Annotated in this window: 20 protein-coding genes and 1 pseudogene; 19 read left to right on the top strand and 2 right to left on the bottom strand. The window is 75.3% G+C overall.

Annotated features, from left to right (window positions below; genetic code table 11):
• Positions 1-25: 25 nt before the first annotated feature.
• The 7 genes and pseudogenes from glmS to JHAT_RS34525 all read left to right on the top strand — a co-directional run bounded on the left by glmS (position 26) and on the right by JHAT_RS34525 (position 7669).
• Positions 26-1873 carry a glutamine--fructose-6-phosphate transaminase (isomerizing) gene (glmS, locus tag JHAT_RS04545; protein ID WP_077796737.1) on the top strand — a complete coding sequence of 616 codons (1848 nt, stop codon included), beginning with the start codon at positions 26-28 and terminating at the stop codon, positions 1871-1873.
• A gap of 90 nt (positions 1874-1963) precedes the next feature.
• Entirely contained in the window at positions 1964-2335 is a 372-nt protein-coding gene (locus tag JHAT_RS04540) for a holo-ACP synthase (RefSeq protein ID WP_077796736.1), read from the top strand.
• Positions 2336-2422: 87 nt separating this feature from the next.
• A complete protein-coding gene (locus JHAT_RS04535) occupies positions 2423-3874 on the top strand; it encodes an NAD(P)H-hydrate dehydratase (RefSeq protein WP_077796735.1) in 1452 nt (483 codons plus the stop codon).
• Positions 3875-4183: 309 nt separating this feature from the next.
• Positions 4184-5350 (top strand): alanine racemase, encoded by a 1167-nt coding sequence (gene alr / locus JHAT_RS04530; RefSeq protein ID WP_077796734.1) that lies wholly within the window; start codon positions 4184-4186, stop codon positions 5348-5350.
• Between the two features lie 137 nt (positions 5351-5487).
• Positions 5488-6804: pseudogene (locus JHAT_RS04525) on the top strand (alpha/beta fold hydrolase); the annotation flags it as partial.
• Positions 6773-7297, top strand: coding sequence for a tRNA (adenosine(37)-N6)-threonylcarbamoyltransferase complex ATPase subunit type 1 TsaE (tsaE, locus tag JHAT_RS04520; protein ID WP_107481820.1), 525 nt, complete (start codon positions 6773-6775; stop codon positions 7295-7297). The pseudogene JHAT_RS04525 and the gene tsaE, both read left to right, overlap by 32 nt.
• Positions 7298-7513: 216 nt before the next feature.
• Positions 7514-7669, top strand: coding sequence for a hypothetical protein (locus tag JHAT_RS34525; protein ID WP_171990742.1), 156 nt, complete (start codon positions 7514-7516; stop codon positions 7667-7669).
• A gap of 33 nt (positions 7670-7702) precedes the next feature.
• Here the strand turns inward: JHAT_RS34525 and JHAT_RS04515 are convergent, their stop codons facing one another.
• Entirely contained in the window at positions 7703-8257 is a 555-nt protein-coding gene (locus tag JHAT_RS04515; RefSeq protein ID WP_077796732.1) for a hypothetical protein, read from the bottom strand.
• 154 nt (positions 8258-8411) lie between these two features.
• Between JHAT_RS04515 and tsaB the strand changes: the two genes are divergently transcribed.
• The 10 genes from tsaB to JHAT_RS04465 all read left to right on the top strand — a co-directional run bounded on the left by tsaB (position 8412) and on the right by JHAT_RS04465 (position 20246).
• Positions 8412-9065: a tRNA (adenosine(37)-N6)-threonylcarbamoyltransferase complex dimerization subunit type 1 TsaB gene (gene tsaB / locus JHAT_RS04510; protein ID WP_077796731.1), complete on the top strand. Its 654-nt coding sequence runs from the start codon at positions 8412-8414 to the stop codon at positions 9063-9065.
• A gap of 29 nt (positions 9066-9094) precedes the next feature.
• On the top strand, positions 9095-9568 hold the full coding sequence (gene rimI / locus JHAT_RS04505) for a ribosomal protein S18-alanine N-acetyltransferase (RefSeq protein WP_077796853.1): 474 nt from the start codon (positions 9095-9097) through the stop codon (positions 9566-9568).
• Positions 9561-10658: a tRNA (adenosine(37)-N6)-threonylcarbamoyltransferase complex transferase subunit TsaD gene (tsaD, locus tag JHAT_RS04500; protein WP_077796730.1), complete on the top strand. Its 1098-nt coding sequence runs from the start codon at positions 9561-9563 to the stop codon at positions 10656-10658. The genes rimI and tsaD overlap by 8 nt, the downstream gene beginning before the upstream one ends.
• Positions 10655-10909: a hypothetical protein gene (locus tag JHAT_RS04495; RefSeq protein ID WP_077796729.1), complete on the top strand. Its 255-nt coding sequence runs from the start codon at positions 10655-10657 to the stop codon at positions 10907-10909. The genes tsaD and JHAT_RS04495 overlap by 4 nt, the downstream gene beginning before the upstream one ends.
• An 81-nt stretch (positions 10910-10990) precedes the next feature.
• On the top strand, positions 10991-11386 hold the full coding sequence (locus tag JHAT_RS04490; RefSeq protein ID WP_077796728.1) for a CU044_2847 family protein: 396 nt from the start codon (positions 10991-10993) through the stop codon (positions 11384-11386).
• A 3-nt stretch (positions 11387-11389) separates the two neighbouring features.
• The gene (locus tag JHAT_RS04485) at positions 11390-13537 is read left to right on the top strand and encodes a trypsin-like peptidase domain-containing protein (protein ID WP_077796727.1); all 2148 of its coding nucleotides are present in this window, start codon (positions 11390-11392) and stop codon (positions 13535-13537) included.
• Positions 13534-14484 carry a MoxR family ATPase gene (locus tag JHAT_RS04480; RefSeq protein WP_077796726.1) on the top strand — a complete coding sequence of 317 codons (951 nt, stop codon included), beginning with the start codon at positions 13534-13536 and terminating at the stop codon, positions 14482-14484. Before JHAT_RS04485 ends, JHAT_RS04480 begins: the two co-directional genes overlap by 4 nt.
• A gap of 2 nt (positions 14485-14486) precedes the next feature.
• The gene (locus tag JHAT_RS04475) at positions 14487-17831 is read left to right on the top strand and encodes an SAV_2336 N-terminal domain-related protein (protein WP_077796725.1); all 3345 of its coding nucleotides are present in this window, start codon (positions 14487-14489) and stop codon (positions 17829-17831) included.
• A gap of 114 nt (positions 17832-17945) precedes the next feature.
• Positions 17946-18998, top strand: a complete 1053-nt coding sequence (locus JHAT_RS04470) for a LacI family DNA-binding transcriptional regulator (protein ID WP_077796724.1) — start codon at positions 17946-17948, stop codon at positions 18996-18998.
• Between the two features lie 225 nt (positions 18999-19223).
• Positions 19224-20246, top strand: coding sequence for an LCP family protein (locus JHAT_RS04465; RefSeq protein ID WP_077796723.1), 1023 nt, complete (start codon positions 19224-19226; stop codon positions 20244-20246).
• Between the two features lie 48 nt (positions 20247-20294).
• Here the strand turns inward: JHAT_RS04465 and JHAT_RS04460 are convergent, their stop codons facing one another.
• Positions 20295-21470 (bottom strand): methyltransferase domain-containing protein, encoded by a 1176-nt coding sequence (locus JHAT_RS04460; protein ID WP_077796722.1) that lies wholly within the window; start codon positions 21468-21470, stop codon positions 20295-20297.
• 90 nt (positions 21471-21560) lie between these two features.
• On the opposite strand from JHAT_RS04460, the gene JHAT_RS04455 reads away from it, so the two are divergent.
• Together JHAT_RS04455 and JHAT_RS04450 are read left to right on the top strand one after the other, a co-directional pair.
• Positions 21561-22511 (top strand): polysaccharide deacetylase family protein, encoded by a 951-nt coding sequence (locus tag JHAT_RS04455; RefSeq protein ID WP_077796721.1) that lies wholly within the window; start codon positions 21561-21563, stop codon positions 22509-22511.
• Positions 22508-23263: a polysaccharide deacetylase family protein gene (locus tag JHAT_RS04450; protein WP_077796720.1), complete on the top strand. Its 756-nt coding sequence runs from the start codon at positions 22508-22510 to the stop codon at positions 23261-23263. The genes JHAT_RS04455 and JHAT_RS04450 overlap by 4 nt, the downstream gene beginning before the upstream one ends.
• The last annotated feature ends 139 nt before the right edge of the window (positions 23264-23402 follow it).

Genomic DNA, 23402 nt, shown 5'->3' with positions numbered 1-23402 from the left:
CGAAACTGACCGTAGGCTGCCCGTCATGTGCGGAATCGTGGGATACGTGGGATCGCAGTCGGCGCTCGACGTCGTGGTGGCCGGGCTCAAGCGGCTGGAGTACCGGGGATACGACTCGGCGGGCGTCGCCGTGCTCGCCGACGGCGGGCTCGCCACCGCCAAGCGCGCCGGCAAGCTCGTCAACCTGGACAAGGAGCTGGCCGAGCACCCGCTGCCGTCGGCCGCGACCGGCATCGGCCACACCCGCTGGGCCACGCACGGCGGACCCACCGACGCCAACGCCCACCCGCACCTCGACAACGCCGGCCGGGTGGCCGTGGTCCACAACGGCATCATCGAGAACTTCGCCGAGCTGCGGGCCGAGCTGCAGGAGCGGGGCCACGAGCTGGCCTCCGAGACCGACACCGAGGTCGTCGCCCACCTGCTCGCCGAGCAGTACTCCGCCTGCGCCGACCTGGCCGAGTCGATGCGGCTGGTGTGCCGCCGGCTGGAGGGGGCGTTCACGCTGGTCGCGGTGCACGCCGACGAGCCGGACGTGGTCGTGGGCGCGCGGCGCAACTCACCGCTCGTGGTGGGCGTGGGGGAGGGCGAGTCCTTCCTCGCCTCCGACGTCGCCGCGTTCATCGCCCACACCCGGGACGCCCTCGAACTGGGCCAGGACCAGGTGGTGGAGCTGCGCCGGGACGGCGTGAGCGTCACCGGCTTCGACGGCAGCCCCGCGGAGGTGCGCGCGTACCACGTCGACTGGGACGCCTCGGCCGCCGAGAAGGACGGCCACGCCTCCTTCATGCTCAAGGAGATCGCCGAACAGCCCAAGGCGGTCGCCGACACGCTCCTCGGCCGCATCGACGCCTCCGGCTCCCTCACCCTGGACGAGCTGCGGATCCCCGCGGGGGTGCTGCGCGAGGTCGACAAGGTCGTCGTCGTCGCCTGCGGCACGGCCTTCCACGCCGGGCTGATCGCCAAGTACGCCATCGAGCACTGGACGCGCATCCCCTGCGAGGTGGAGCTGGCCAGCGAGTTCCGCTACCGCGACCCGATCCTGGACCGGCAGACCCTGGTCATCGCCATCTCCCAGTCCGGCGAGACCATGGACACCCTCATGGCGCTGCGCCACGCCCGCGAGCAGGGCTCCAAGGTGCTGGCCATCTGCAACACCAACGGCTCGACCATCCCGCGCGAGTCCGACGCGGTGCTCTACACGCACGCCGGACCCGAGGTCGCCGTCGCCTCGACGAAGGCCTTCCTGACCCAGCTGGTGGCCTGCTACCTGGTCGCCCTCTACCTCGGCCAGGTCCGCGGCACGAAGTACGCCGACGAGATCCGCGGCGTCGTCCGCGACCTCTCCCGGATCTCCGGCGCCGTCGACCGGGTCCTGGAGACCATGCAGCCGGTCCGGGAGCTGGCGCGCTCGCTCGCCCACAAGAACACGGTGCTGTTCCTGGGCCGGCACGTCGGACACCCGGTCGCGCTCGAAGGCGCCCTGAAGCTCAAGGAGCTGGCGTACATGCACGCCGAGGGCTTCGCGGCGGGCGAGCTGAAGCACGGGCCGATCGCGCTGATCGAGGAGGACCTGCCGGTCGTCGTGGTCGTGCCGTCCCCGCGCGGCCGTTCCGTGCTCCACGACAAGATCGTGTCCAACATCCAGGAGATCCGGGCCCGGGGCGCGCGGACCATCGTCATCGCGGAGGAGGGCGACGAGGCGGTCGTCCCCTACGCCGACCACCTCGTCCGCATCCCCGCCACCCCGACGCTGCTCCAGCCGCTGGTGGCGACGGTGCCGCTGCAGGTCTTCGCCTGCGAACTGGCCACGGTCCGGGGCAACGAGGTGGACCAGCCGCGGAACCTGGCCAAGTCGGTGACGGTGGAGTAGGCCGCGGCGGCCCGGCGCGCGGCTCCGCGGTCCTCCCGCGGCCCCCGCGACGCCGGCATGATCCGAACGACAGGTCCTAAGGTGCTCGGCATGAGCATCATCGGGGTCGGCATCGACGTGGCCGAGATCGAGCGGTTCGCGGCGTCGCTGGAGCGCACGCCGGCCATGGCGCGGCGGCTCTTCCTGGAGAGCGAGCTGCTGCTGCCGGGCGGGGAGCGCCGGGGCGTCGCCTCGCTCGCCGCCCGCTTCGCGGCCAAGGAGGCGCTGGCCAAGGCGCTCGGCGCGCCGGCGGGACTGCACTGGACGGACGCCGAGGTGTACGTCGAGGACAGCGGACGGCCACGGCTGCGGGTGACCGGGACGGTGGCGGCGCGGGCCGCGGAGCTGGGGGTCACCTCCTGGCACGTGTCGCTGAGCCACGACGCGGGGGTCGCGTCGGCGGTGGTGATCGCGGAGGGATAGGTTCCCCGCCGCGCGGGCCCCGCCCTTCCGGCCGCGCCGTGATGTCCGGGCCGTGATGTCCGCGTCGGACAGGGAAGACTCGACGGCATGCGGACTGCGTACAGCGTGGAGACGGTCAGGACGGCCGAGCGGGAGTTGATGGCGAGGCTGCCGGACGGGGCCCTGATGCAACGGGCGGCGGCCGGACTCGCCGCCGCCTGCGCGGAGCTGCTCGGCCGCGTGGCCGGCCGGGTCTACGGCAGCCGGGTCGTGCTGCTCGTCGGCAGCGGCGACAACGGCGGCGACGCCCTGTACGCCGGGGCGCGGCTCGCCCGGCGCGGGGCCGGGGTGACGGCCGTCCTGCTCACACCCGGGCGCGCGCACGCCGGCGGCCTCGCGGCGCTGCGGCGGGCCGGCGGGCGGGTCGCCGCCGACGGTGACGGGGAGCGGCTGATCGAGCGGGCCGACCTGGTCGTGGACGGCATCGTCGGGATCGGCGGCCGGGGCGGGCTGCGGGAGGAGGCGGTGCCGCTGGCCGCCGCGGCCGGGCGCTCGCGGGCCGCCGTCGTCGCGGTCGACCTGCCGAGCGGGGTCGACGCCGACACGGGGCAGGTGCGCGGGGAGGCGGTGCGGGCCGACCTGACGGTGACCTTCGGGACGCACAAGCCGGGGCTGCTGGTGGACCCGGCGCGGGAGTACGCCGGGTCGGTGCGGCTGGTGGACATCGGGCTGGCGCTGCCGAACGACGCGGCCGAGCTGGAGGCGTTGCAGCACGCGGACGTGGCCCGGCTGCTGCCGGTGCCGGGGGCGGAGAGCGACAAGTACCGGCGCGGGGTCGTCGGCATCGCCGCCGGGTCGGCGCGCTACCCGGGGGCCGCCGTGCTCGCCGTCTCCGGGGCGCTGCGGGGCGGGGCCGGGGCGGTGCGGTACGTCGGTCCGGCGGGGGACGCGGTGATCGCGCGCTTCCCGGAGACGCTCGTGTCGGACCAGGGGCCGAAGCGGGCGGGGCGGGTGCAGGCCTGGGTCGTCGGTCCCGGCGCCGGGGACGACGCCAGGACCGTGGCGGAGGTGCTGGAGGCCCGGGTGCCGGTGCTGATCGACGCGGACGGGCTGCGGCTGGCCGACGCGGACGCGGTGCGGGGACGTACGGCGCCGACGCTGATGACGCCGCACGCCGGGGAGGCGGCGGCGCTGCTCGGGGTGAGCCGCGAGGAGGTCGAGGGGGCGCGGCTGGCCTCGGTGCGGGAGCTGGCGGAGCGGTACGGGGCGACGGTGCTGCTCAAGGGGTCGACGACGGTGGTGGCCGCGGCGGGCGGGAAGGGGCCCGTGCGGGTCAACGCGACGGGGACGTCGTGGCTGGCCACGGCGGGGAGCGGGGACGTGCTGTCGGGGCTGGCGGGGTCGTTGCTGGCGGCGGGGCTCTCGGCGGTGGACGCGGGGAGCGCGGGGGCGTACCTGCACGGGCTGGCCGGGCGGATCGCGGCGGCGGGGGCGCCGGTGGGAGCGCATGACGTGGCGGAGGCGGTGCGGGTTGCCTGGCGGGATGTGCGGGGGGTTTGAGCGGGCGGGGAGGAGGGGTGCGGTCGGACCGGGCCTGAGGTGGGCGGCGTTGCGTGGGCGGAGGCGATGGTGCGGGGGGTGGTCCGCGTGGCCGGCGCTGGCGGGGTGCCTCCCCCAGAGGGGGTGCCCCCAGCGCCCACCCGTGCCGCCTTGGGGGCACCTCCCAGGCCGTTCAGGCACTGGGGGAGGCACGACCGCCCGCAGCTAGGTAGCTGCGCGGCTGCGGCGGCCCCGGCGGTCGTGGTGGCTGCGGCAGGTCATGGTGGCTGGGGCAGGGGGTGGGTGGGGGCTCTGAGAGACTGGGGCGCGATGAGTGAGACTTCCGTCCGAGGGGACGCGTCCCTGCGGGGCCGTGCCGAGATCGACCTGGCCGCACTGCGGGCCAACGTGCGCGCGCTGCGCGAACGGGCGCCCGGTGCGGCCCTCATGGCCGTCGTCAAGGCCGACGCCTACGGCCACGGCGCGATCCCGTGCGCCCGCGCGGCCGTCGCGGCCGGCGCGACCTGGCTCGGCACCGCCACGCCCCAGGAGGCGCTCGCGCTGCGCGCGGAGGCCGGGCTGCCGGACGACGTGCGGATCATGTGCTGGCTGTGGACGCCGGGCGGCCCCTGGCGCGAGGCCGTCGAGGCCCGTCTCGACGTCTCCGTCAGCGGAACGTGGGCCCTGCAGGAGGTCACCGCCGCGGCGCGGCTGGCCGGGCTCCCCGCGCGGGTGCAGCTCAAGGCCGACACCGGGCTGGGCCGCAACGGCTGCCAGCCGGGCGACGACTGGGAGGAACTCGTCCGGGAGGCCCGGCGCGCCGAGGCCGAAGGACTGATCCGCGTCACCGGGCTCTGGTCGCACTTCGCCTGCGCCGACGAGCCCGGCCACCCCTCCATCGCCGCCCAGCTCACCCTCTTCCGCGAGATGACGGCGTACGCCGAGCGGCAGGGCGTCCGCCCCGAGGTGCGGCACATCGCCAACTCGCCGGCCACGCTCACGCTCCCCGAGACCCACTTCGACCTCGTGCGCCCCGGCATCGCGATGTACGGCGTCTCGCCCAGCCCCGAGATCGGCACCCCCGCCGACTTCGGACTGCGCCCCGTGATGACGCTGTCCGCCGCCCTGGCCCTGGTCAAGCAGGTCCCCGGCGGCCACGGCGTCAGCTACGGCCACCACTACGCCACCCCCGGCGAGACCACCCTCGGCCTCGTCCCCCTCGGCTACGCCGACGGCATCCCGCGCCACGCCTCCTCCACCGGCCCCGTCCTGGTCGGCGGCAAGTGGCGCACGATCGCGGGGCGGGTCGCGATGGACCAGTTCGTCGTCGACCTGGGAGGGGACCGGCCCCCGGTCGGCGCCGAGGCGGTGCTGTTCGGGCCCGGAGACCGCGGCGAGCCCACCGCCGAGGACTGGGCGCAGGCCGCCGGCACCATCGCGTACGAGATCGTCACCCGGATCGGCGCGCGCGTCCCCCGCGTCTACGTGAACGAGTGACGATCGCGGACCCCGCGTGACCAGTGACACGTGACGCGCGCCCCGCCCGGCGTGTATGACGTGCATGCGACACACGTTCGGGTGAACGAGGGACCAGAGGGGGATCCGCCCCGCGGCCCGGTGAAGAGGAGCGGTACGTGAGCGAGAGCAGTGCGGAGGGGATCGCGGACGTCGCCGTGGTGGCCGTCGCCTCCGCCGCGGAGGCCGCCACCGACGTGGCCGCCGGGGGCTGGCGCCGGGCGACCGGGATCGCCGGTGCCGCGATAGGCGTGGTCGCCGCGGGCGCGGCGGCCGGCGTGGCGATAGAGCGGCTCACCGTCGGCCGCGGAATGCGCCGGAAGGCGCGGCTCGCCCTCGACGCGGCGGGACCGTACGGCGGACTGCGCGGCACCCCCGGCAGGGCGTACGCCGACGACGGCACCGAGCTGTACTACGAGGTCGACGACGTCGATCCGGACACCGAGTCCGCGCTCACCCGGCGCCGCCGACGGCTCTTCGGCCGCAGGGCGCCCGCTCCCGTCACCGTCGTCTTCTGCCACGGCTACTGCCTCAACCAGGACTCCTGGCACTTCCAGCGGGCGGCGCTGCGGGGCGTCGTGCGCACCGTGCACTGGGACCAGCGCAGCCACGGACGGTCCGGGCGGGGCGTGGCCCAGGTGCGCGACGACGAGCCGGTCACCATCGACGAGCTGGGCCGGGACCTGAAGGCCGTCATCGACGCGGCCGTGCCCGAGGGGCCGATCGTGCTGGTCGGGCACTCCATGGGCGGCATGACGGTGATGGCCCTGGCCGATCGCTTCCCCGCCCTGATCCGCGAGCGCGTCGTCGGCGTCGCCCTCGTCGGCACGTCGTCCGGGCGGCTCGGCGAGGTCAACTTCGGGCTGCCGGTGGCCGGCGTCAACGCGGTGCGGCGGGTGCTGCCCGGGGTGCTGAAGGCGCTGGGGCAGCGGGCCGAGCTGGTGGAGCGGGGACGGCGGGCGACGGCGGACCTGTTCGCCGGCATCATCAAGCGGTACTCGTTCGCGTCCCGGGACGTCGACCCGGCCGTGGCCCGGTTCGCCGAGCGGATGATCGAGTCGACGCCGATCGACGTGGTCGCCGAGTACTACCCGGCGTTCAACGACCACGACAAGACCGAGGCCCTCGCCCACTTCCGCGGCCTCCCGGTGCTGGTGCTGGCCGGGGTGCGGGACCTGGTGACGCCCAGCGAGCACAGCGAGGCCATCGCCGACCTGCTGCCGGACGCCGAGCTGGTGCTCGTCCCCGACGCGGGGCACCTGGTGATGCTGGAGCACCCGGAGCTGGTCACCGACCGCCTCGCCGACCTGCTCGCCCGCGCCGACGAGAAGGCGCGCGGCGCGACCGTGTGAACGGGACGGCGGGAGACGGGCCGGTGCGCCGGCGGCGCTACCGTTGAGGGCTATGGAAGCACCAGCAGCACCGCAGGGCCCGGCCGGGCCGGCTCCCGCCGTCGAGATCACCGTCACCTCCCCGGAACAGATGCGGGAACTGGGCCGCAGGCTCGCCAAACTGCTGCGCGCCGGTGACCTGGTGATGCTGAGCGGGGAGCTGGGCGCGGGCAAGACGACGCTGACCCGGGGCCTGGGCGAGGGACTCGGCGTGCGCGGCGCCGTCACCTCCCCGACCTTCGTGATCGCCCGCGTGCACCCCTCGCTCGGCGACGGTCCGCCGCTCGTCCACGTCGACGCCTACCGGCTGTCCGGCGGCCTCGACGAGATGGAGGACCTCGACCTCGACGTCTCCCTGTCCGACTCGGTGATCGTGGTCGAGTGGGGCGAGGGCAAGGTGGAGGAGCTCACCGAGGACCGGTTGCAGCTCCTGATCCACCGGGCCGTGGGCGACACCACCGACGAGGTCCGGCAGGTGACGCTGACGGGCGTCGGCGAACGCTGGGCGGCGGCCGACCTGAGCGTCCTCGCCGCCTGAGCCGTTTCCCGCACTCGCACCCGCCCCCGCATCCACACCCACACCAGCCCCCACTCCCGTCCCGTTCTCCGGGCGCCGCGCCACCGGTGCCCGGCCGGGTTTCCGACAACACGTCGGCATGTTGTTGCCAACGGGGTCCCGCCCGTGGTCACATGGTGGCCAGTTCGTGGTGAGGCATGCCTAACCACGTCCGCCCCCGATCTTCAGGAGGCGTCCGTGCCGGAGTCCGTGACCCAGCCGCCCGCGCTCGCCGGGATGTCCATGCGCGACCTGCTCGCGTCCTGCGCCGCGGCGGCCGCCGTCTCCACGCCGCCGCCCGCGCCGGAGCCGGAGGAGCACCGCCCCGCCCGGGAGCACCGCGAGGCCGCCTGATCCGAGGGACGGCCCGGGAGGTGCCGGTACGGATCAGGGGATGACGACGACCTGCTGGCCGATCGTCGCGAACCGCCACATGGCGTCACCGTCCGCGCGGGACTCCCGGATGCCGCCGGTCCGCAGGCCCGGGGCGGGCTTCGGCGACGAGCCGTCCACGGCCGCGCTGAAGCCGACGACCACGCCCTCGACGCTGGTGAAGCGCACGACGTGCTCGACCGGGACGCCGTCCGATCCGGTGATCCTCTTCGAGCGCGACGTGACCGTGTAGGTGCCAGGCACCGGATCGACCCGGCCGGGGGTGACCCTGAAGGTGTCCTGGACCCTGCCGTCCGGGCCCACCAGCCACACCCGGTCGTCGTCCAGGGAGTACACCACCCGTTCGCCCCTTCCCGAACCGAGGGGCAGGGCGTCCGGGTGCCGGGCGTCGCGGGGCGCCCTGGGGGCGCCGGGGGCGGGGGTGCCGGTCGCGTGCGGCCTGCTCAGCTCGGCCGGCAGGCGGACCGAGGCCTGGTGGGCGAGGAACCCGATCGTGCCGAGGGCCGCCGCGGTGAGCGCGGCCACCCAACCGGCGCTGCTGCTTGCCACTGGGACCACCTAGGCGTCGTACGTCCTGCTCGCGGGCATCGCGTCGCACGGCGTGTGCTTTCCGTCACGCAGAGTGCTCCCGGTGACGGTAGCAGCAGCAGGCCGTCCGACCCGGTCGTCCGACACGGGCCCGTGGGCGCCGTAGGCTGTTTGCGTGCTCTTGCTCGCTCTGGATACCGCCACGCCCGCCGTGACCGTCGCGCTGCACGACGGTACGGACGTCATCGCCTCGTCGAGCCAGGTGGACGCGCGCCGGCACGGTGAGCTGCTGCTCCCCGCCGTCGACCGGGTGCTCGCCGAGGCCGGACTGCGGCTCGACGCCGTCACCGGAGTCGTCGCCGGCATCGGCCCCGGACCGTACACGGGACTGCGGGTCGGCCTGATGACCGCGGACACCTTCGGGCTCGCGCTCGGGGTGCCCGTGCACGGCGTGTGCACGCTGGACGGACTGGCGTACGCCGCCGACCTGGAGGGTCCCTTCGTGGTGGCGACCGACGCCCGCCGCAAGGAGGTCTACTGGGCGCGCTACGCCGACTCCCGCACCCGTCTCACCGACCCGGCGGTCGACCGCCCCGCCGACATCGCGCAGCAGGTGGCCGGAGTCCCGGCCGTCGGCGCGGGTGCCCTGCTGTACCCGGACACCTTCCCGCGGGCGCACGAACCCGAGCACGTGTCCGCCGCCGCCCTGGCGTGCCTGGCCGCCGAGAAGCTGGCGGCGGGCGAGGAGCTTCCCGCGCCCCGGCCGTTGTACCTGCGCAGACCGGACGCCCAGGTGCCCAAGAACTACAAGGTGGTCACCCCCAAGTGACCGAGTCAACCGCTGCCGTACTGCGCGAGATGCGCTGGTGGGACATCGACCCCGTACTCCGGCTGGAGCGGGAGCTGTTCCCGGAGGACGCCTGGTCGCGCGGCATGTTCTGGTCCGAACTGGCCCACGCGCGCGGCCCCGGCGCGACCCGGCGGTACCTGGTCGCCGAGCGGGACGGACAGGTCGTCGGCTACGCGGGCCTGGTCACCTCGGGGGAGCAGGCCGACGTGCAGACCATCGCCGTCGCCCGCGACCACTGGGGCACCGGCCTCGGCGCGCGGCTGCTGACCGAGCTGCTGCGGGCGGCCACCGCCTTCGAGTGCACCGAGGTGCTCCTCGAGTGCCGGGTGGACAACACCCGCGCCCAGCGGCTGTACGAGCGCTTCGGCTTCGAGCCCATCGGCTTCAGGCGCGGCTACTACCAGCCGGGGAACGTGGACGCCCTGGTGATGCGCCTGACCGACCCCGCCAACTCCGTACAAGGAACCGAGACCCATGGCTGACGAACCCCTGGTACTGGGGATCGAGACCTCCTGCGACGAGACCGGCGTCGGTGTCGTGCGCGGCACCACCCTGCTGGCCGACGCCGTCGCCTCCAGCGTCGACGAGCACGCCCGGTTCGGCGGCGTCGTCCCGGAGGTGGCGAGCCGCGCCCACCTGGAGGCGATGGTCCCCACCATCGACCGCGCGCTGAAGGAGGCGGGCGTCAGCGCCCGCGACCTCGACGGCATCGCCGTCACCGCCGGACCCGGCCTGGCCGGCGCCCTGCTGGTCGGCGTCTCGGCGGCCAAGGCGTACGCCTACGCCCTCGGCAAGCCCCTGTACGGCGTCAACCACCTCGCCTCCCACATCTGCGTCGACCAGCTGGAGCACGGGCCGCTGCCCGAGCCGACCATGGCGCTGCTGGTCTCCGGCGGGCACTCCTCGCTGCTGCTGTCGGCCGACATCACCTCCGACGTCCGCCCGATGGGCGCCACCATCGACGACGCGGCCGGCGAGGCCTTCGACAAGATCGCCCGCGTGCTGAACCTGGGCTTCCCCGGCGGCCCGGTCATCGACCGGTACGCGCGCGAGGGCGACCCGACCGCGATCGCGTTCCCGCGCGGGCTCACCGGACCGCGCGACCCGGTCTACGACTTCTCCTTCTCCGGGCTGAAGACGGCCGTGGCCCGCTGGATCGAGGCCAAGCGGGCGGCGGGCGAGGAGGTGCCGGTGCGGGACGTGGCGGCCTCCTTCCAGGAGGCGGTCGTGGACGTGCTGACCCGCAAGGCGGTGCGCGCCTGCAAGGACCAGGGCGTCGACCACCTGATGATCGGCGGCGGCGTCGCCGCCAACTCCCGGCTGCGGGCGCTGGCCCAGGAACGCTGCGAGGCGGCCGGCATCCGGCTGCGCGTGCCGCGGCCCAAGCTGTGCACGGACAACGGCGCGATGGTCGCCGCGCTCGGCGCCGAGATGGTCGCCCGCGACCGGGCCGCCTCCGACTGGGACCTGTCGGCGGACTCCTCGCTGCCGGTGACGGACCCGCACGTCCCGGGACGGGGCCACACGCACGACCACGTCCACGAGGTCAGCAAGGAGAACCTGTACTCGTGACCGTCGCACTGATGTGGGAGGCGAGGGCCGTGTCCGGCCGGGGCGAGGACCTGCTGGCCTGGGTCCGCGCCCAGCCGCTCGACGGCGAACCGCTGCGCCGGGAGACGCTGCGCGCCCCGCAGGACCGGGTCCTGGTCATCACCTGGTGGGACGCCGCCTACGACGCCGACCTGCCCGAACTGCCGGAGCCCGCCGGGGACCTGGTCACGCGGGCGGTGCACCGCTGGCGGTTCGAGACGGCCGGTGACTGAACCGGTACGGAAGGCATCGATCCGATAACCGAGTCGGCCGAGACCCGGTCCGAACTCCCGCCCGCCGACGACAATGTGAGCGTGGCCACTACACCTGACCTCGAACTCGACGACGGCACACCGGTCCGGTTCCTGCTGGGGCCCGCCGACGGCACCGTCCCGGTCCCGCCCGACGACGACCTGCCGGAGGGCATGGGCCGTGCGGTGCCCGTGGCCCGGGGCACGGGCACGGTCGCCCGCCTCGCGACCGGGGCGCTGCGCGGCGCGCTCAGCCCACTGGGACCGCTGATCCAGGAGGTCCACGACGCGGCCACCGCCGTGCCCGACCCGCCCACCGAACTGAGCGTCACCTTCGGCGTCCAGGTCGGCCAGGACCTCAGACTCGGCGTCGTGGGCGGCACGGGCCAGGCCCACCTCACCGTCACCGCGAGCTGGAGACCGGCCCCCGGGACCGGCGCCGCGCCCGCCGCGGACTGAGGCGTGGGATGGTTCACCCCGGCGGGGGACGGGGCCGACGATCCCTCCCGGTACGTCGTCTCCGTACGCCGGGCCGAGGACGGCAAGACCGTCGGGGCGGGGTTCGTGCTCGGCACCGACACCGTGCTGACCTGCGCCCACGTGGTCAACGCCGCCCTGGACCGGCCCCTGCTGGAGCCGCGGACGCCCGGCCCGTACGAGGTCACCGTCCAGCTGCGTCCCCACGAGTACGTCACCCGCCGGTACGTCGCCCGCGTGGCCCACTGGATCGCCCCGCGGGCCCGTGACGGCGGACCGGTGCCGCCGGGGGACGACGAGTGGCTCGGCGACCTCGCCGTGCTGCGGGTCGACGGCCCGCCCGGCGGACTGCCCGCCGGACCCCGCACGTCCCCCATGGCCGCGGGCCAGGAGGTCGAGGCCTGGCACGGCACCGGTGAGGCGGCCACCTTCGCCCGCCTCACCGTCCACGGCCCGGACGGCTCCCGGGCCTACCTGGACGGCGCCCCCACCGGCATGGCGGTGGGCCCCGGGTACAGCGGCGGCCCGCTGTGGTGCCGCAGGGAGCGGGCCGTGGTCGGCCTGGTCGTCGCCCACTTCATGCCGCCCCGGAACGCGGCCACCGGCGCCCCGCTCCCGCACAGCCCCCAGCACCTGGCGCGGCGCAGCTGGGGCGTGCCCTGGCAGCGCGTGGAGGCCGAACTGGGCCCGCTGGGCGTGCTGGACGGCACCTCCTCGGACCTGCCCGAACCGGACGACCCCGCCTTCCTGCTGCTGGTGGAGGCGATCGAGGACATCTTCCCCTCGGCGAGCAGCCGGGTGACGGGCGCCCAGCGGCTCGCCCGGGCCTGCGGGGTCCGGCCGGGCAGCGACATCGCCCCGCCCGAGCCCGGGGAGTTCGCCGCGTTCCTCCTCACCCATCCGCGGGCCCTCGCCGCGTTCTCGGGCCACCTGCGGCGCGACGCCCCGCGGGACGCCGACCGCGTCCTCGCCGCGGGCGGCCTGTCCCGCGTCCCCCGGCTGCTCTCCCCGCAGGAGCACACCGCCCTGCGGGGACACCTGCGCTCCATGGAACCGGACGTGCTCGCACGCTTCCCCGAGGCCGTCCGGGCCGCCCTGCCGCACGTGGCGGCGCTGCCCGGCGGTGACACCGCGGAGGCCCTCCTCGACCGTCTGGAGGCCCTGCCCGGCGACGGCCGCGCCCAGGGCGGAGAGCGCAGGGTCCCCGCGCTGCTGCGGGTGATGGAGTACGTCGGCGCCCTGTGCCCCGGCGCCAGGCGGGCCGAGCTGCGGCTGTGGGCGGACGGCGTGGCGTCCCGGCTCGGCATCGCCCGGGCCGCGCTCGGCGAACGCCGCTCCGACGCCCAGGAGTGGGTGCGCTCCCTGCGCGCCCGCTCCGCCCGCGTCCGCGTCCTGGTCCAGGTGACCCGGGCCGGACAGGGCCGGCACCGGCTGCGGATCTGGTGCGACGAGGGCGCCGGGCCGCGCCAGGTCTCCACGGACAGCATGCGCTCGTACTCCGCGCCGGAGGCGGCGCGCGAGGTGCTGCGCGTGCTCGACTCCCTCACCCCGCCCGCCGAGGACGAGCGGCCGCCCCTGGTCGAGGTGCTCGTCGACCGGACCGGCCTCAACCTGCCCGTCGACGAGTGGACGGCACGCAGCCCGGACCAGCTGGTGCCCGGAGTGCTCGGCGTGGAGTTCCCGCTGGTGGTGCACTGCCCCGAACTGCTGCGCAGGCACGGACGTTTCCTGTCCCACTGGCGCAGCCGGTGGAGCCGCCTCGACTCGGGCAAGACCCTGGTGGTCTCCGAGTCGATGGACCGGGACGCCCTCTACTCCCGGCTGGTCAACCAACTCGACACCGTACGCGTCTGTGTGGACGTGCCGCCCGGCCCGCGCGACGGCATCGTGCAGACCTGTCTCGCCCTGGGCATACCGGTGGTGGTGTGGGACCGCGGCCGGGACGGCGCCGCGCACGCCGTCCGGTACATGGCGGAGGTCGCCACCCGGGAGATGCCCGACGGTGTGCGCGACTACCGCGCCCACGCCAAGGCAAGCCCGCCCGACTACCCCGGCCGCCCGGTACTCGCCTGGGCCGACGCCGACCGCACCGTGCCCCGCCTGCACCTGACCGAGCCCCAGGAGAGCGCATGACATCCGCAGCCGACGCCGAATGGCGCCTGTTCCGCGGCGACGGCGTCCCCCGGTCCGTCGCCCTGCCCTCGGCGCCGCCCTGGCGCCGTTTCGCCCCCACCCCCTCGACGCGGCCGGAACTGCCCTACGTCATCGCCCCGCAGCACGCCGACGTCGTCAACGCGGCCCTGCACCTGCGCCGTCCGCTGCTGGTGACCGGGCCCGCCGGCACCGGCAAGTCCTCGCTCGCGCGGGCCGTCGCCCACGAACTGCGCCTGGGCGACCTGCTGCGGTGGCCCGTCAACAGCCGGTCCACCGTGAAGGACGCCCTCTACCAGTACGACGCGATCGGCCGCCTGCGGGAGACGACCCTCAGCCGGGACCGCGGCGAACGCGAGCCGTCCATCGGCACGTTCGTCCGGCTCGGCCCGCTCGGCACCGCCCTGGTGCCCTCGGCCGGCCCCCGCTGCCTGCTCATCGACGAGATGGACAAGGGCGACGTCGACCTCCCGAACGACCTGCTCACCGTCTTCGAGGAGGGCTTCTTCGACATCCCGGAACTGACCCGGCTGCCGGAGGACATGGCCGACGTCGAGGTGCAGACCCACGACCACCGGGGCACCGTCCGCGTGCACCAGGGGCTCGTGCAGTGCGCCGAGTTCCCGGTCGTCGTCATCACCAGCAACGGCGAGCGCGACTTCCCGCCCGCGTTCCTGCGCCGCTGCCTCAGGCTCGACCTGCCGCTGCCCGACGAGGAGCGCCTGCGCACCATCGTCGTCGCGCACCTCGGCGAGGAGGCGGTGCGGGAGGCGGACGACCTGATCGAGGCGTTCCTGCGCCGCCGCGCCCTCGGCGAACTCGCCACCGACCAGTTGCTCAACGCGGTGTTCCTGCGCGCCGGCGGCGTCGACCTGGACGCGGAGGGGCTGCTGGACGCCGTCCTGCATCAGCTCACCGGGGCGATGTGACCATGCCCGCCGGGGGAGAGCGGCTCACCGAGATGCTGCGGCTTCTCGGCGCCTGCCACGTGGACCTGGACGCCGACCAGGTCCTCGACGTGCTGTGGCTGGCCCGGCGGCTGCCCGCCGGCCCCGAGGCACCCCTCCACCGGCAGGCGCCCGCCCGTCCGCAGCCGCCCCCGCCGCCCGACGGCCCGCAGGCGGAGGACCGGGCCGCCCCGCAGCCGCCCCCGCCCGAGCCCGGCGACCCCGAGCTGCCCGACCTCACCAGCCCCACCACCCTGCACGCGGCGGCCCGCACCACCCCCGAACCGCAGCCCCGGCCCGTGTCCGCCGGCCAGGAACCCCGGCGGGCCCTGCCGGTCCGGGTGCCGGAGGAGAAGGCCCTCGGCGACGAGCTCGAACTGGGGCGGTCGCTGAGGCCCTTGCGCCGCCGCCACGACAGCCGCCACCGCACGGAGATCGACGAGGACCGCACGGCCGCCGAACTGGCCGAGACCCACCTGCCCGACGTGGTGGAACGGCCGGTGCGCGAGCGCTGGCTCGACCTCACGCTGCTCGTCGACGACGGCCTGTCGATGCTGCTGTGGCACCGCCTCGGCACCGAACTGCGCACCCTGCTGGAACGCCTGGGGGCCTTCGCCCTCACCCGGGTCCTCGGCCTCGACACCCGCGCCGCCGGCGGACCGCGCCTGCACGCCCGGCCGTTCCGCCCCGGCAGCACCGAACTGCCGCTGAGCACCGTCAACGACCCCTCCGGGCGCTCCCTGCTGCTCGTCGTCAGCGACGGCATGGGCCCGGCCTGGCGGTCCGGCGCGATGCACGCGCTGCTGGGCGAGCGGGCGGCCCGCGGCCCCGTCGCGGTCGTGCACACCCTCCCCCCGGACATGTGGGAGGCCTCCGGCATCTCCGCCGAACGCTGGCAGGCCACCACCCGGCGGGTCGGCGGCGCCAACACCTCGTGGAGGATCGCCGACCCGGTGCTGCCGTCGGAGCTGAGCCTGTTCGACGACATCCCGGTTCCCGTCCTCGAACCCACGCCCGACTCCCTCGGCGTCTGGGCCCGCCTGCTCGCCTCCCCGGGCACCACGGTCGAACTGCCGCTGCTGGCCCGCCCCGACCGGCACGCGACCGTCGCCCCCGCGCAGGACCTGAGCAGCGCCCAGCACTTCCGGGACGCGGCCACCCCGGAGGCGTACCGCCTGGCCGCCCACCTCGCGGCGGTCGCCCCGCTGTCCGTGCCCGTGATGCGGCTGGTGCAGTCGGCGGTGCCCTGGCAGGCCACCACCTCCCACCTGGCCGAGGTGTTCCTCGGCGGCCTGGTCCGGCCGCACCCGGCGCCCGTGTCGGGCCCGCTGCCCGCCAAGCACCGGGTCTTCGACTTCTCCGAGGCGACCAAGACCGTCCTGCTGGACGCGGTGCCGCAGGCGGAACTGCTGCGCACCGGCCGCCGGATCGGGCGCCGGCTGGAGGAACTCGCCGGCCGCTCGCCGGACTTCCCGGCCTGGCTGCTCCACCCGGACGGCTCCGACCCGCTGCCCGGCTCCCAGCACCCCTTCACGCGGGTCGAACGCAGGCTGCTCAGCCGGTTCGGGGTGTCGCTCGACGGCGCCCGCACCACCGCCGGGCCGGACGCGCCGACGCCCGGCACCGACGACTGGGAACCGCTCACCGAGGACGACCCCCGGCATATCGGGGGCTACGAGCTGCGCGGCCGCCGGCGCGGGCGGCGGACGGTCGTCTACCGGGGCGTCGACGCCCGGGGCCGGGAGGCCGCCCTGCGGGTGCCCCGCCCGGACCTGCCCGCCGTCAACGCGGGGCTCGTCGCGGTCGAGGCCGAGGCACTGGCCCGCCTCCGGGGCCAGTACGCGCCCACGCTGCTCGCCACCGGGCTCGAGGACTCGCCGCCCTGGCTCGCCATGACGCCGATCGCGGACGCGGACGCCCAGGCCCCCGACGCCCGGACCTCCGACGCCCGGCCGCTGCGGCTCGCGGAGATCTTCACCAGGGCCCTCACCGACGGCACCGCCCCCTTCGACATCCTCCAGGGCCTGCTCGTCTCCTGCTACCTCGCCAACGCGGTCGCCCTCTGCCACCTCAACGGCCTCGTGCCCGCCGCCCTGGACGCCGAGAGCGTGTACGTGCTGCGCCGCACCGTCGTCCTGGGCGGCCTGTCCGACTGCGCCGTCGACGGCGCGTACCTGGGCTCGGGCCCGGTGCCCACCCGCGAGGACAACGTACGCGCCCTGGGCGAGCTGCTCCAGGTCATCAGCAGCAAGGCCGGCTGGGACCTGCCGGGGCTGCCCGAGGGCATGCACCTGTGGCAGGGCGACACCTGGGAACACCTGCGGCGGCTCGTCCTGCGCTGCCTGGACCCGGACCCGTCCGTGCGGCCCGCCGCCGGCGAGGTCGCCGAGGCCCTGGCCCGCTACGTGGCCCGCACCCGTCTCCAGCTGGGCGAGGTCGGAGCGCACGGCGCCCAGGGCGGGCCGGCCCCGCGCGTCCCGCTCACCCCGCCCGGCGCCGCCGCCGGAGCGCCGGGCCCCGCACTGCGCCTGCCGCGCTTCGGCGCCGCCCGCAAACAGGCCCGGGACCGGCTGGAGCGGCTGCGGGCGCCCGTGGCGCACAGCAGACGCCTCACCCTGATCGGCGCCTACTACTACAGCGGGCGCGCCACGACGACGATGCTGCTCGGCTCCGTCCTCGCCGCCGTGCGCGGCGAACCCGTCCTGGCCCTCGACGGCTCCGCCTCCGAAGGGGCGCTGGACGCCTTCCTCACCGACCGCAACCCGGCCGTCGTGCGCGACCTCGGCGCCCTGCCGCCCGCGTCGTCCTACGAGGAGATCCGCGCCCGCACGACCCGGCTGCCGTCCGGCCTGGAGGTCGTCGCCCACCGCAGCGGGCACTTCGGCTCCAACCCGGCCCACCAGCAGGAGTACGCGCACCTCCTCGGGCTGACGGCGCCCTACTACCCCTTCGTCCTCACCGACTGGTCCCCGCTGCGGCTCGACCGGTCGGCCGACACCGTCCTCGACCACACCGACCGGCTGATCCTGTGCTGCGGCACCGCGGAGTGGTTCCTGGACGCGGCGGTCCGCACCCTCGCCATCGTCCGGGAGGGCGGCCGCGGGGAACTGGCGCGGCGGGCCCTCGTCGTCGCCGCCGACCTCGACGGGCCCTCGGGACGGAACCTGCCGGGGACGTTCGCCCGGCGGCTGCGCGTCGAGCCGGAACAGGTGGTGCACATGCCCTTCGACGCGGCCCTGCAGTCCCCCGACTGGGAGCTGCACCGGCTGCGCCCGGCCACCACGGAGGCGCTGCTCGCGCTGGCCGAGCTGGTGACGCGGGACGACTGACCCGGAGGGGTCGAATGTTTCGGAACGAACACCGAATGATCCGGAGGGTCGGGGGCGGCCCGTAAGGGGCCCGAGGTGTTCGTCAGGAACGCGGGCGGGGATACGATCGCCCCCATGACTTCCCCCCAGCCCGCGGAAACCGGCTCGCGACGACGGTCCGCGCAGACCGCGACCCTCGCCGAGATCGCCCGTGAGGCCGGCGTGTCGGCCCCGACTGTTTCGAAGGTCCTCAACGGCCGCGCCGACGTCGCCCCCGCCACCCGGGCCCGCGTGGAGGAACTGCTGCGGACCCACGGCTACCGGCGCCGACGGGCCGAGGCGGCCCGCTCGCCCCTGATCGACCTGGTCTTCCACGAGCTGGAGAGCGCCTGGGCGATGGAGGTCATCCGGGGCGTGGAGAACGCGGCGCGGGACGCGGGGCTCAGCGTCGTGCTCTCCGAGAGCGCGGGCCGCCTCACGCCCGGCAGGACCTGGGCCGACCAGGTCGCCGCCCGTCGTCCGCACGGGGTGATCCTCGTGCTGTCCGGGCTGGACGAGTCCCAGCGGGCCCTGCTGACCAGCCGCTCCATCCCGTTCGTGGTGATGGACCCGGCCGGTGACCCGGGCGCCGACGTGCCGTCCATCGGCGCCACCAACTGGCAGGGTGGACTCGCCGCCACCCGCCACCTGATCGACCTGGGGCACACCCGCATCGGCGCGATCAGCGGGCCGACCCGGATGATGTGCAGCCGCGCCCGCGTCGACGGCTACCGCGCCGCCCTGGAGACGGCCGGGCTGCCGGCCGATCCCGGTCTGATCGTGACCGGCGACTTCCACCACGAGGCCGGCTACCGGCAGGGTCTGGAGCTGCTGCGCCGCCCCGACCGGCCGACCGCGGTCTTCGCCGGCAACGACCTCCAGGCGCTCGGGCTGTACGAGGCCGCGCGCGAGCTGGGGCTGCGCATCCCGCAGGACCTGAGCGTGGTCGGGTTCGACGACCTGCCGGTGGCGCGCTGGGTGGGGCCTCCGCTGACGACCGTGCGGCAGCCGCTCACGGAGATGGCCGAGGCCGCGGCCCGCCTGGTGCTGGACCTGGGCCGCGACGGGGGCTCGGCCGCGACCACCCGGGTGGAGCTGGCCACCAGCCTGGAGGTGCGCAGCAGCACGGCACCGCCGCCGTCCGCCTGAGGAGCGGACCGGCCGGCGGCCCGGGACCCTCGCCCCGCCACCCGCCGGTGCCGCCCCCGTCCGCTTCCCGTTCCCACCCGCTCCCTCCCGTCGGCCGCGTGGCGAGAAGTCTGAGAATTTCCGCAGAATCACGCCCGCGTCTACCGCAGCCCAACAATTCGGACTTATGTTCCTCCCGGCGGGACACTCGGGTGGGGACGCGAGCGGGACGGGCGGGGGCGGCGCATGACTGCGCGGGCGGGGCGGGACGGACGGTCGACGGCGCTGAGGGTGGTCGGCCTCGCCCTGGCGGGCGCGCTGCTGCTGGGCGCCGCCGCGGCGGGCTGGGCGTACTGGCACCTGAGCGGCAACATCAGGAGCGTCGACATCGACGGCGCGCTCGGCGACGACCGCCCCGCACGGCCCGTCACCGCACCCTCCGCGTCCGGCTCCCCGACGCCCACCGGCGCCCTGAACATCCTGGTCCTCGGCTCGGACTCGCGCAGCGGCGAGGAGAACCAGGAGCTCGGCGGCGGCGACAGCGAGGGCGCCCGCTCCGACACGGCGATGGTCGTCCACCTCGACGCCGGCCGGACCTCCGCCACCGTCGTCAGCATCCCGCGCGACACGCTCGTCACCCGCCCGTCCTGCCCGCTGCCGTCCGGCGGCACGACCCGGGAGGCGGACGGCGCGATGTTCAACACCGCGTACGCCCTGGGCGGGCCGGTCTGCGCCGTCAAGACCGCCGAGTCGTTCACCGGCGTCCGCATGGACCACTACATCGAGATCGACTTCTCCGGCTTCGCCGAGCTGGTCGACGCGATCGGCGGCGTCACCGTCACCATCGACGAGGACATCGACGACGACAAGAGCCACCTCCACCTGGACGCCGGCACCCGCCACCTCGACGGCACCCAGGCCCTCGGACTGGCCCGCACCCGGTACGGGCTGGCCGACGGCAGCGACCTCGCCCGCATAGGACTCCAGCAGAAACTGGTCAAGGCACTGCTGGAACGGATCTCCGACGCCGGACTGCTCACCGACCCCGCCCGGCTGTACCGGGTCGCCGACGCGGTCACCGGCAGCCTCGTCACCGACTCCGGCCTGGACTCGCTGGGCGAGCTGACGGACCTCGGCCGCAGCCTCGCGGGGCTGTCGGCGGACGCCGTGCGGACGGTGACGATGCCGGTCGTGCCGGCCCCCTGGGACGCCAACCGGGTGGTGGCCAGGGAACCGGAGGCCCGGCAGCTGTGGGAGTCGCTGCGCTGACCCGCCCCACCCCGCCCCGCGACGCCGACGTGATCCGAACGGCGGGCCCTAACGCACCGGATGCCCGATCAGCATCGTCGGCGCCCCCGCGACCCGGGTCAGGAACACCGTGGCCGCGTTCGGTCCCTGGGGCCTGACCTTGCGCCGCAGCTCCTCGGGCTCGACCGCCGAACCGCGCTTCTTCACCGTCAGCGTGCCGACCTGACGCTCCCGCAGCAGGGCCTTCAGCTTCTTGACGTTGAAGGGCATCCGGTCGGTGATCTCGTACGCCGTGGCGTACGGCGTCGGCAGCAGCTCGTCGGCGGTGACGTAGGCGATGGTCGCGTCGAGCAGCCCGCCGCCGACCTGTTCGGCGACCTCGGCGACCAGGTGGGAGCGGACGACGGCGCCGTCGGGCTCGTACAGGTACCGGCCGGGCGTGCGGACCTCCGGGTCGGGCAGGCCGGTGCCGGGCAGGGTGCGCGGCCCCGGCAGCAGCGTGGCCCGGACCGTCCCCGGCGCGGTGCCGAACCAGAGCACCGCCTCCTTCACGTCCCCGCCGTCGGAGATCCACTCGGCCTCGGCGTCGTCCGGCACCGCCTCGTGCGGAACGCCGGGCGCCACCTTCAGCGCGGCGGCGCGGGACGCCGTACGGGCCGCCCGCACGGCCCAGGACAGCGGCGGCGAGTACGCCTCCGGGTCGAAGACGCGGCCCCGTCCGCCGCGCCGCGCCGGGTCGACGAACACGGCGTCGTACCCGGCGGTGTCCACCTCCGTGACGTCCGCCTCGCGGACCTCGATCAGGTCGTCCAGCCCCAGCGCCACGGCGTTGGCGCGGGCCGCCGCGGCCGTCGCCGGATCGCGGTCGACGGCCAGGACCCGGATGCCCGCGCGGGCCAGCGCGATCGCGTCGCCGCCGATCCCGCAGCACAGGTCGGCGACGGAGGCGACGCCCAGCTCCTTGAAGCGTCCCGCCCGGTACGCGGCCACGCTCGCCCGGGTCGACTGCTCCACCCCGTTCGGGGTGAAGAACATCCGTCCGGCGTCCTCGGCCCCGAACTTCGCCACCGCCCGCTGCCGCAGCCGCGCCTGACCGAGCGCCGCCGACACCAGTCCGGCCGGGTGGTCGCGGCGCAGCCGGGTGGCGACGGCCAACTCCCGTGCGGGGTCGGTGTCGCGGACCTCGTCGAGCAGGGCGCGGCCTTCGGGGGTGAGCAGGGCGAGGAGGGCGTCGAGGTCGTTCACCGGCCCATTGTGGGCCAGTCGGTGGATGGTGCGCCTCCGGCGCGGTGTCGGACGCGGGTGAGGGGCCCGGGGCTGCGAGGATCCGGCACCATGCGACTAGTAGTACAAAATGACAAAAGCCGGGCACGCGGGGTGTCCCGGACCGCTTCCGGAACGTCCTCGGGGACCTGGGCGCGCGGCGGCCTCGCCGTGCTCCTCGTCGCCGCCCTCGCCTCCGGCTGCGCACAGGACACCGCCGAGGTGCGGGGCGCCCCCGGACCGCAGCCCCTCCAGGCACCCCCGGCCCGCGCACTCGACACCTACGCGTCCAGACTGCACGCGGCGCAGGCGGCCCGGACCGCCGCCGCCGAACGCTGGAACCTCGGACAGGTCCCGCTGACGGCCCCGCCGCCCCCCGCGAAGAAACCGGAGATCACGGCCCGCGAGGGCTTCGAGGTGGACGGGCAGGAGGACCTCCCACCGGTCTTCACCACCGTCCCCACCAAGGAGAGGATCCTCTTCCTCACCATCGACGACGGCGCCGAGAAGGACCCGGCGTTCCTGCGCATGATGAGCGAACTGAAGATCCCGTACACGGTCTTCCTCACCGACGACGAGATCAAGGACGACTACGGCTACTTCGAGGAGATGCAGGACCGCGGGGTCACCCTCAACAGCCACACGCTGAGCCACCCCTACCTCCCGGCGCTCTCCTACGCGCAGCAGAAGCACGAGATCTGCGGCATGCAGGAGGTGATCGAGAAGCGCTACGGCAAGCGCCCCGCCCTCTTCCGCCCGCCCTTCGGCAACTACAACCGGGACACCCTGCGCGCCGCGAAGTCCTGCGGCGTCAAGTACGCGCCGATCTGGAACGAGGAGGTCTACGTCGACCACTGGGAGTACCGCGAGTGGGACCGGGACCTCCACCCGGGCGACATCGTCCTCACCCACTTCCGGGGCCGCGACGACTGGGACGGCACGATGACGGACATGGTCCGCCGCTTCCTGGACCGGGTCACCGCCGAGGGGTACGCGGTGGCCCGGCTGGAGGACTACCTGTGAGGCGGGGGCGGTTCCGGCCGGCCGGGGCCGCCCTGGCCGCCTTACTGCTCACGGGCTGCGCCCAGTTCGCCGGTCCCGCCGGCCCGCCCGCGGCCGGGGTACCGGCCCGGGCCGACGGGCAGGACCGCGCGACGCCCCCCGTCCTGGACCACGTCCGCACCACCGACGGGGTCGTCTTCCTCACCTACGACGACGGTGCCGACCGGGACCCCCGCCTCACCGCCCTGATCCGCGAACGACGGCTCCCGGTCACCCTGTTCCTCACCGACACCGTGGCCGGACCGGAGTACGGCCACTTCGCCCGGCTGCGCTCGGCCGGCGCGAGCCTGCAGAACCACACCCTCGACCACCGCTCCCTGCCCGGCCTGCCCTACGCCGGCCAGCGCGCCGAGATCTGCGGCCAGCAGACCAAGCTCCGCTCCCGCTTCGGCGTCCGCCCCCGCCTCCTCCGCCCGCCCCACGGCCGGTACGACCCGACGACCCTGCGCGCCGCCGCCGACTGCGGCATCACGGCCGTCGTCCTGTGGCGGGCCGCGCTGACCGCCGACGGCGACCTGACCTACACCCGCGGCGCTCCCCACCTCCAGCCGGGCGACATCGTCTCCGTCACCGCCCCGGCCCGCACGGAGGAACTGCTGCGCCGGATCGAGGAACGGGGGCTCCGGGTGGGCCGCCTGGAGGACTACCTCCCCCGACCCGGCCCGGCAGCCCGATCCGGCCCGCCCGGCCCCTCCAGCCCGTCCGGCGTGTGAGGGCGAGGCCGTCCAGGCCGAAGCGGGGGCCCGGGGGCGGCAGCCCCGGACGACGCCCACACCGGGCAACGGTGCGCCGCAGCGACCGGCGTCCACAGGGAAAATCGGCCGACGCGCCGCGGGCATTGGCACTCCGCTT

It is taken from the genome of Streptomyces sp. JHA26 (assembly GCF_002005565.1).
Classification (GTDB): Bacteria; Actinomycetota; Actinomycetes; order Streptomycetales; family Streptomycetaceae; genus Streptomyces.
This window is presented reverse-complemented; position numbering and strand designations above follow the sequence as displayed.

Coding starts and splice junctions, on each gene's coding strand:
- glmS (WP_077796737.1), top strand. CDS start 26: ATGTGCGGAATCGTGGGATACGTGGGATCGCAGTCGGCGCTCGACGTC.
- JHAT_RS04540 (WP_077796736.1), top strand. CDS start 1,964: ATGAGCATCATCGGGGTCGGCATCGACGTGGCCGAGATCGAGCGGTTC.
- JHAT_RS04535 (WP_077796735.1), top strand. CDS start 2,423: ATGCGGACTGCGTACAGCGTGGAGACGGTCAGGACGGCCGAGCGGGAG.
- alr (WP_077796734.1), top strand. CDS start 4,184: ATGAGTGAGACTTCCGTCCGAGGGGACGCGTCCCTGCGGGGCCGTGCC.
- tsaE (WP_107481820.1), top strand. CDS start 6,773: ATGGAAGCACCAGCAGCACCGCAGGGCCCGGCCGGGCCGGCTCCCGCC.
- rimI (WP_077796853.1), top strand. CDS start 9,095: ATGCGCTGGTGGGACATCGACCCCGTACTCCGGCTGGAGCGGGAGCTG.
- tsaD (WP_077796730.1), top strand. CDS start 9,561: ATGGCTGACGAACCCCTGGTACTGGGGATCGAGACCTCCTGCGACGAG.
- JHAT_RS04480 (WP_077796726.1), top strand. CDS start 13,534: ATGACATCCGCAGCCGACGCCGAATGGCGCCTGTTCCGCGGCGACGGC.
- JHAT_RS04475 (WP_077796725.1), top strand. CDS start 14,487: ATGCCCGCCGGGGGAGAGCGGCTCACCGAGATGCTGCGGCTTCTCGGC.
- JHAT_RS04470 (WP_077796724.1), top strand. CDS start 17,946: ATGACTTCCCCCCAGCCCGCGGAAACCGGCTCGCGACGACGGTCCGCG.
- JHAT_RS04465 (WP_077796723.1), top strand. CDS start 19,224: ATGACTGCGCGGGCGGGGCGGGACGGACGGTCGACGGCGCTGAGGGTG.
- JHAT_RS04455 (WP_077796721.1), top strand. CDS start 21,561: ATGCGACTAGTAGTACAAAATGACAAAAGCCGGGCACGCGGGGTGTCC.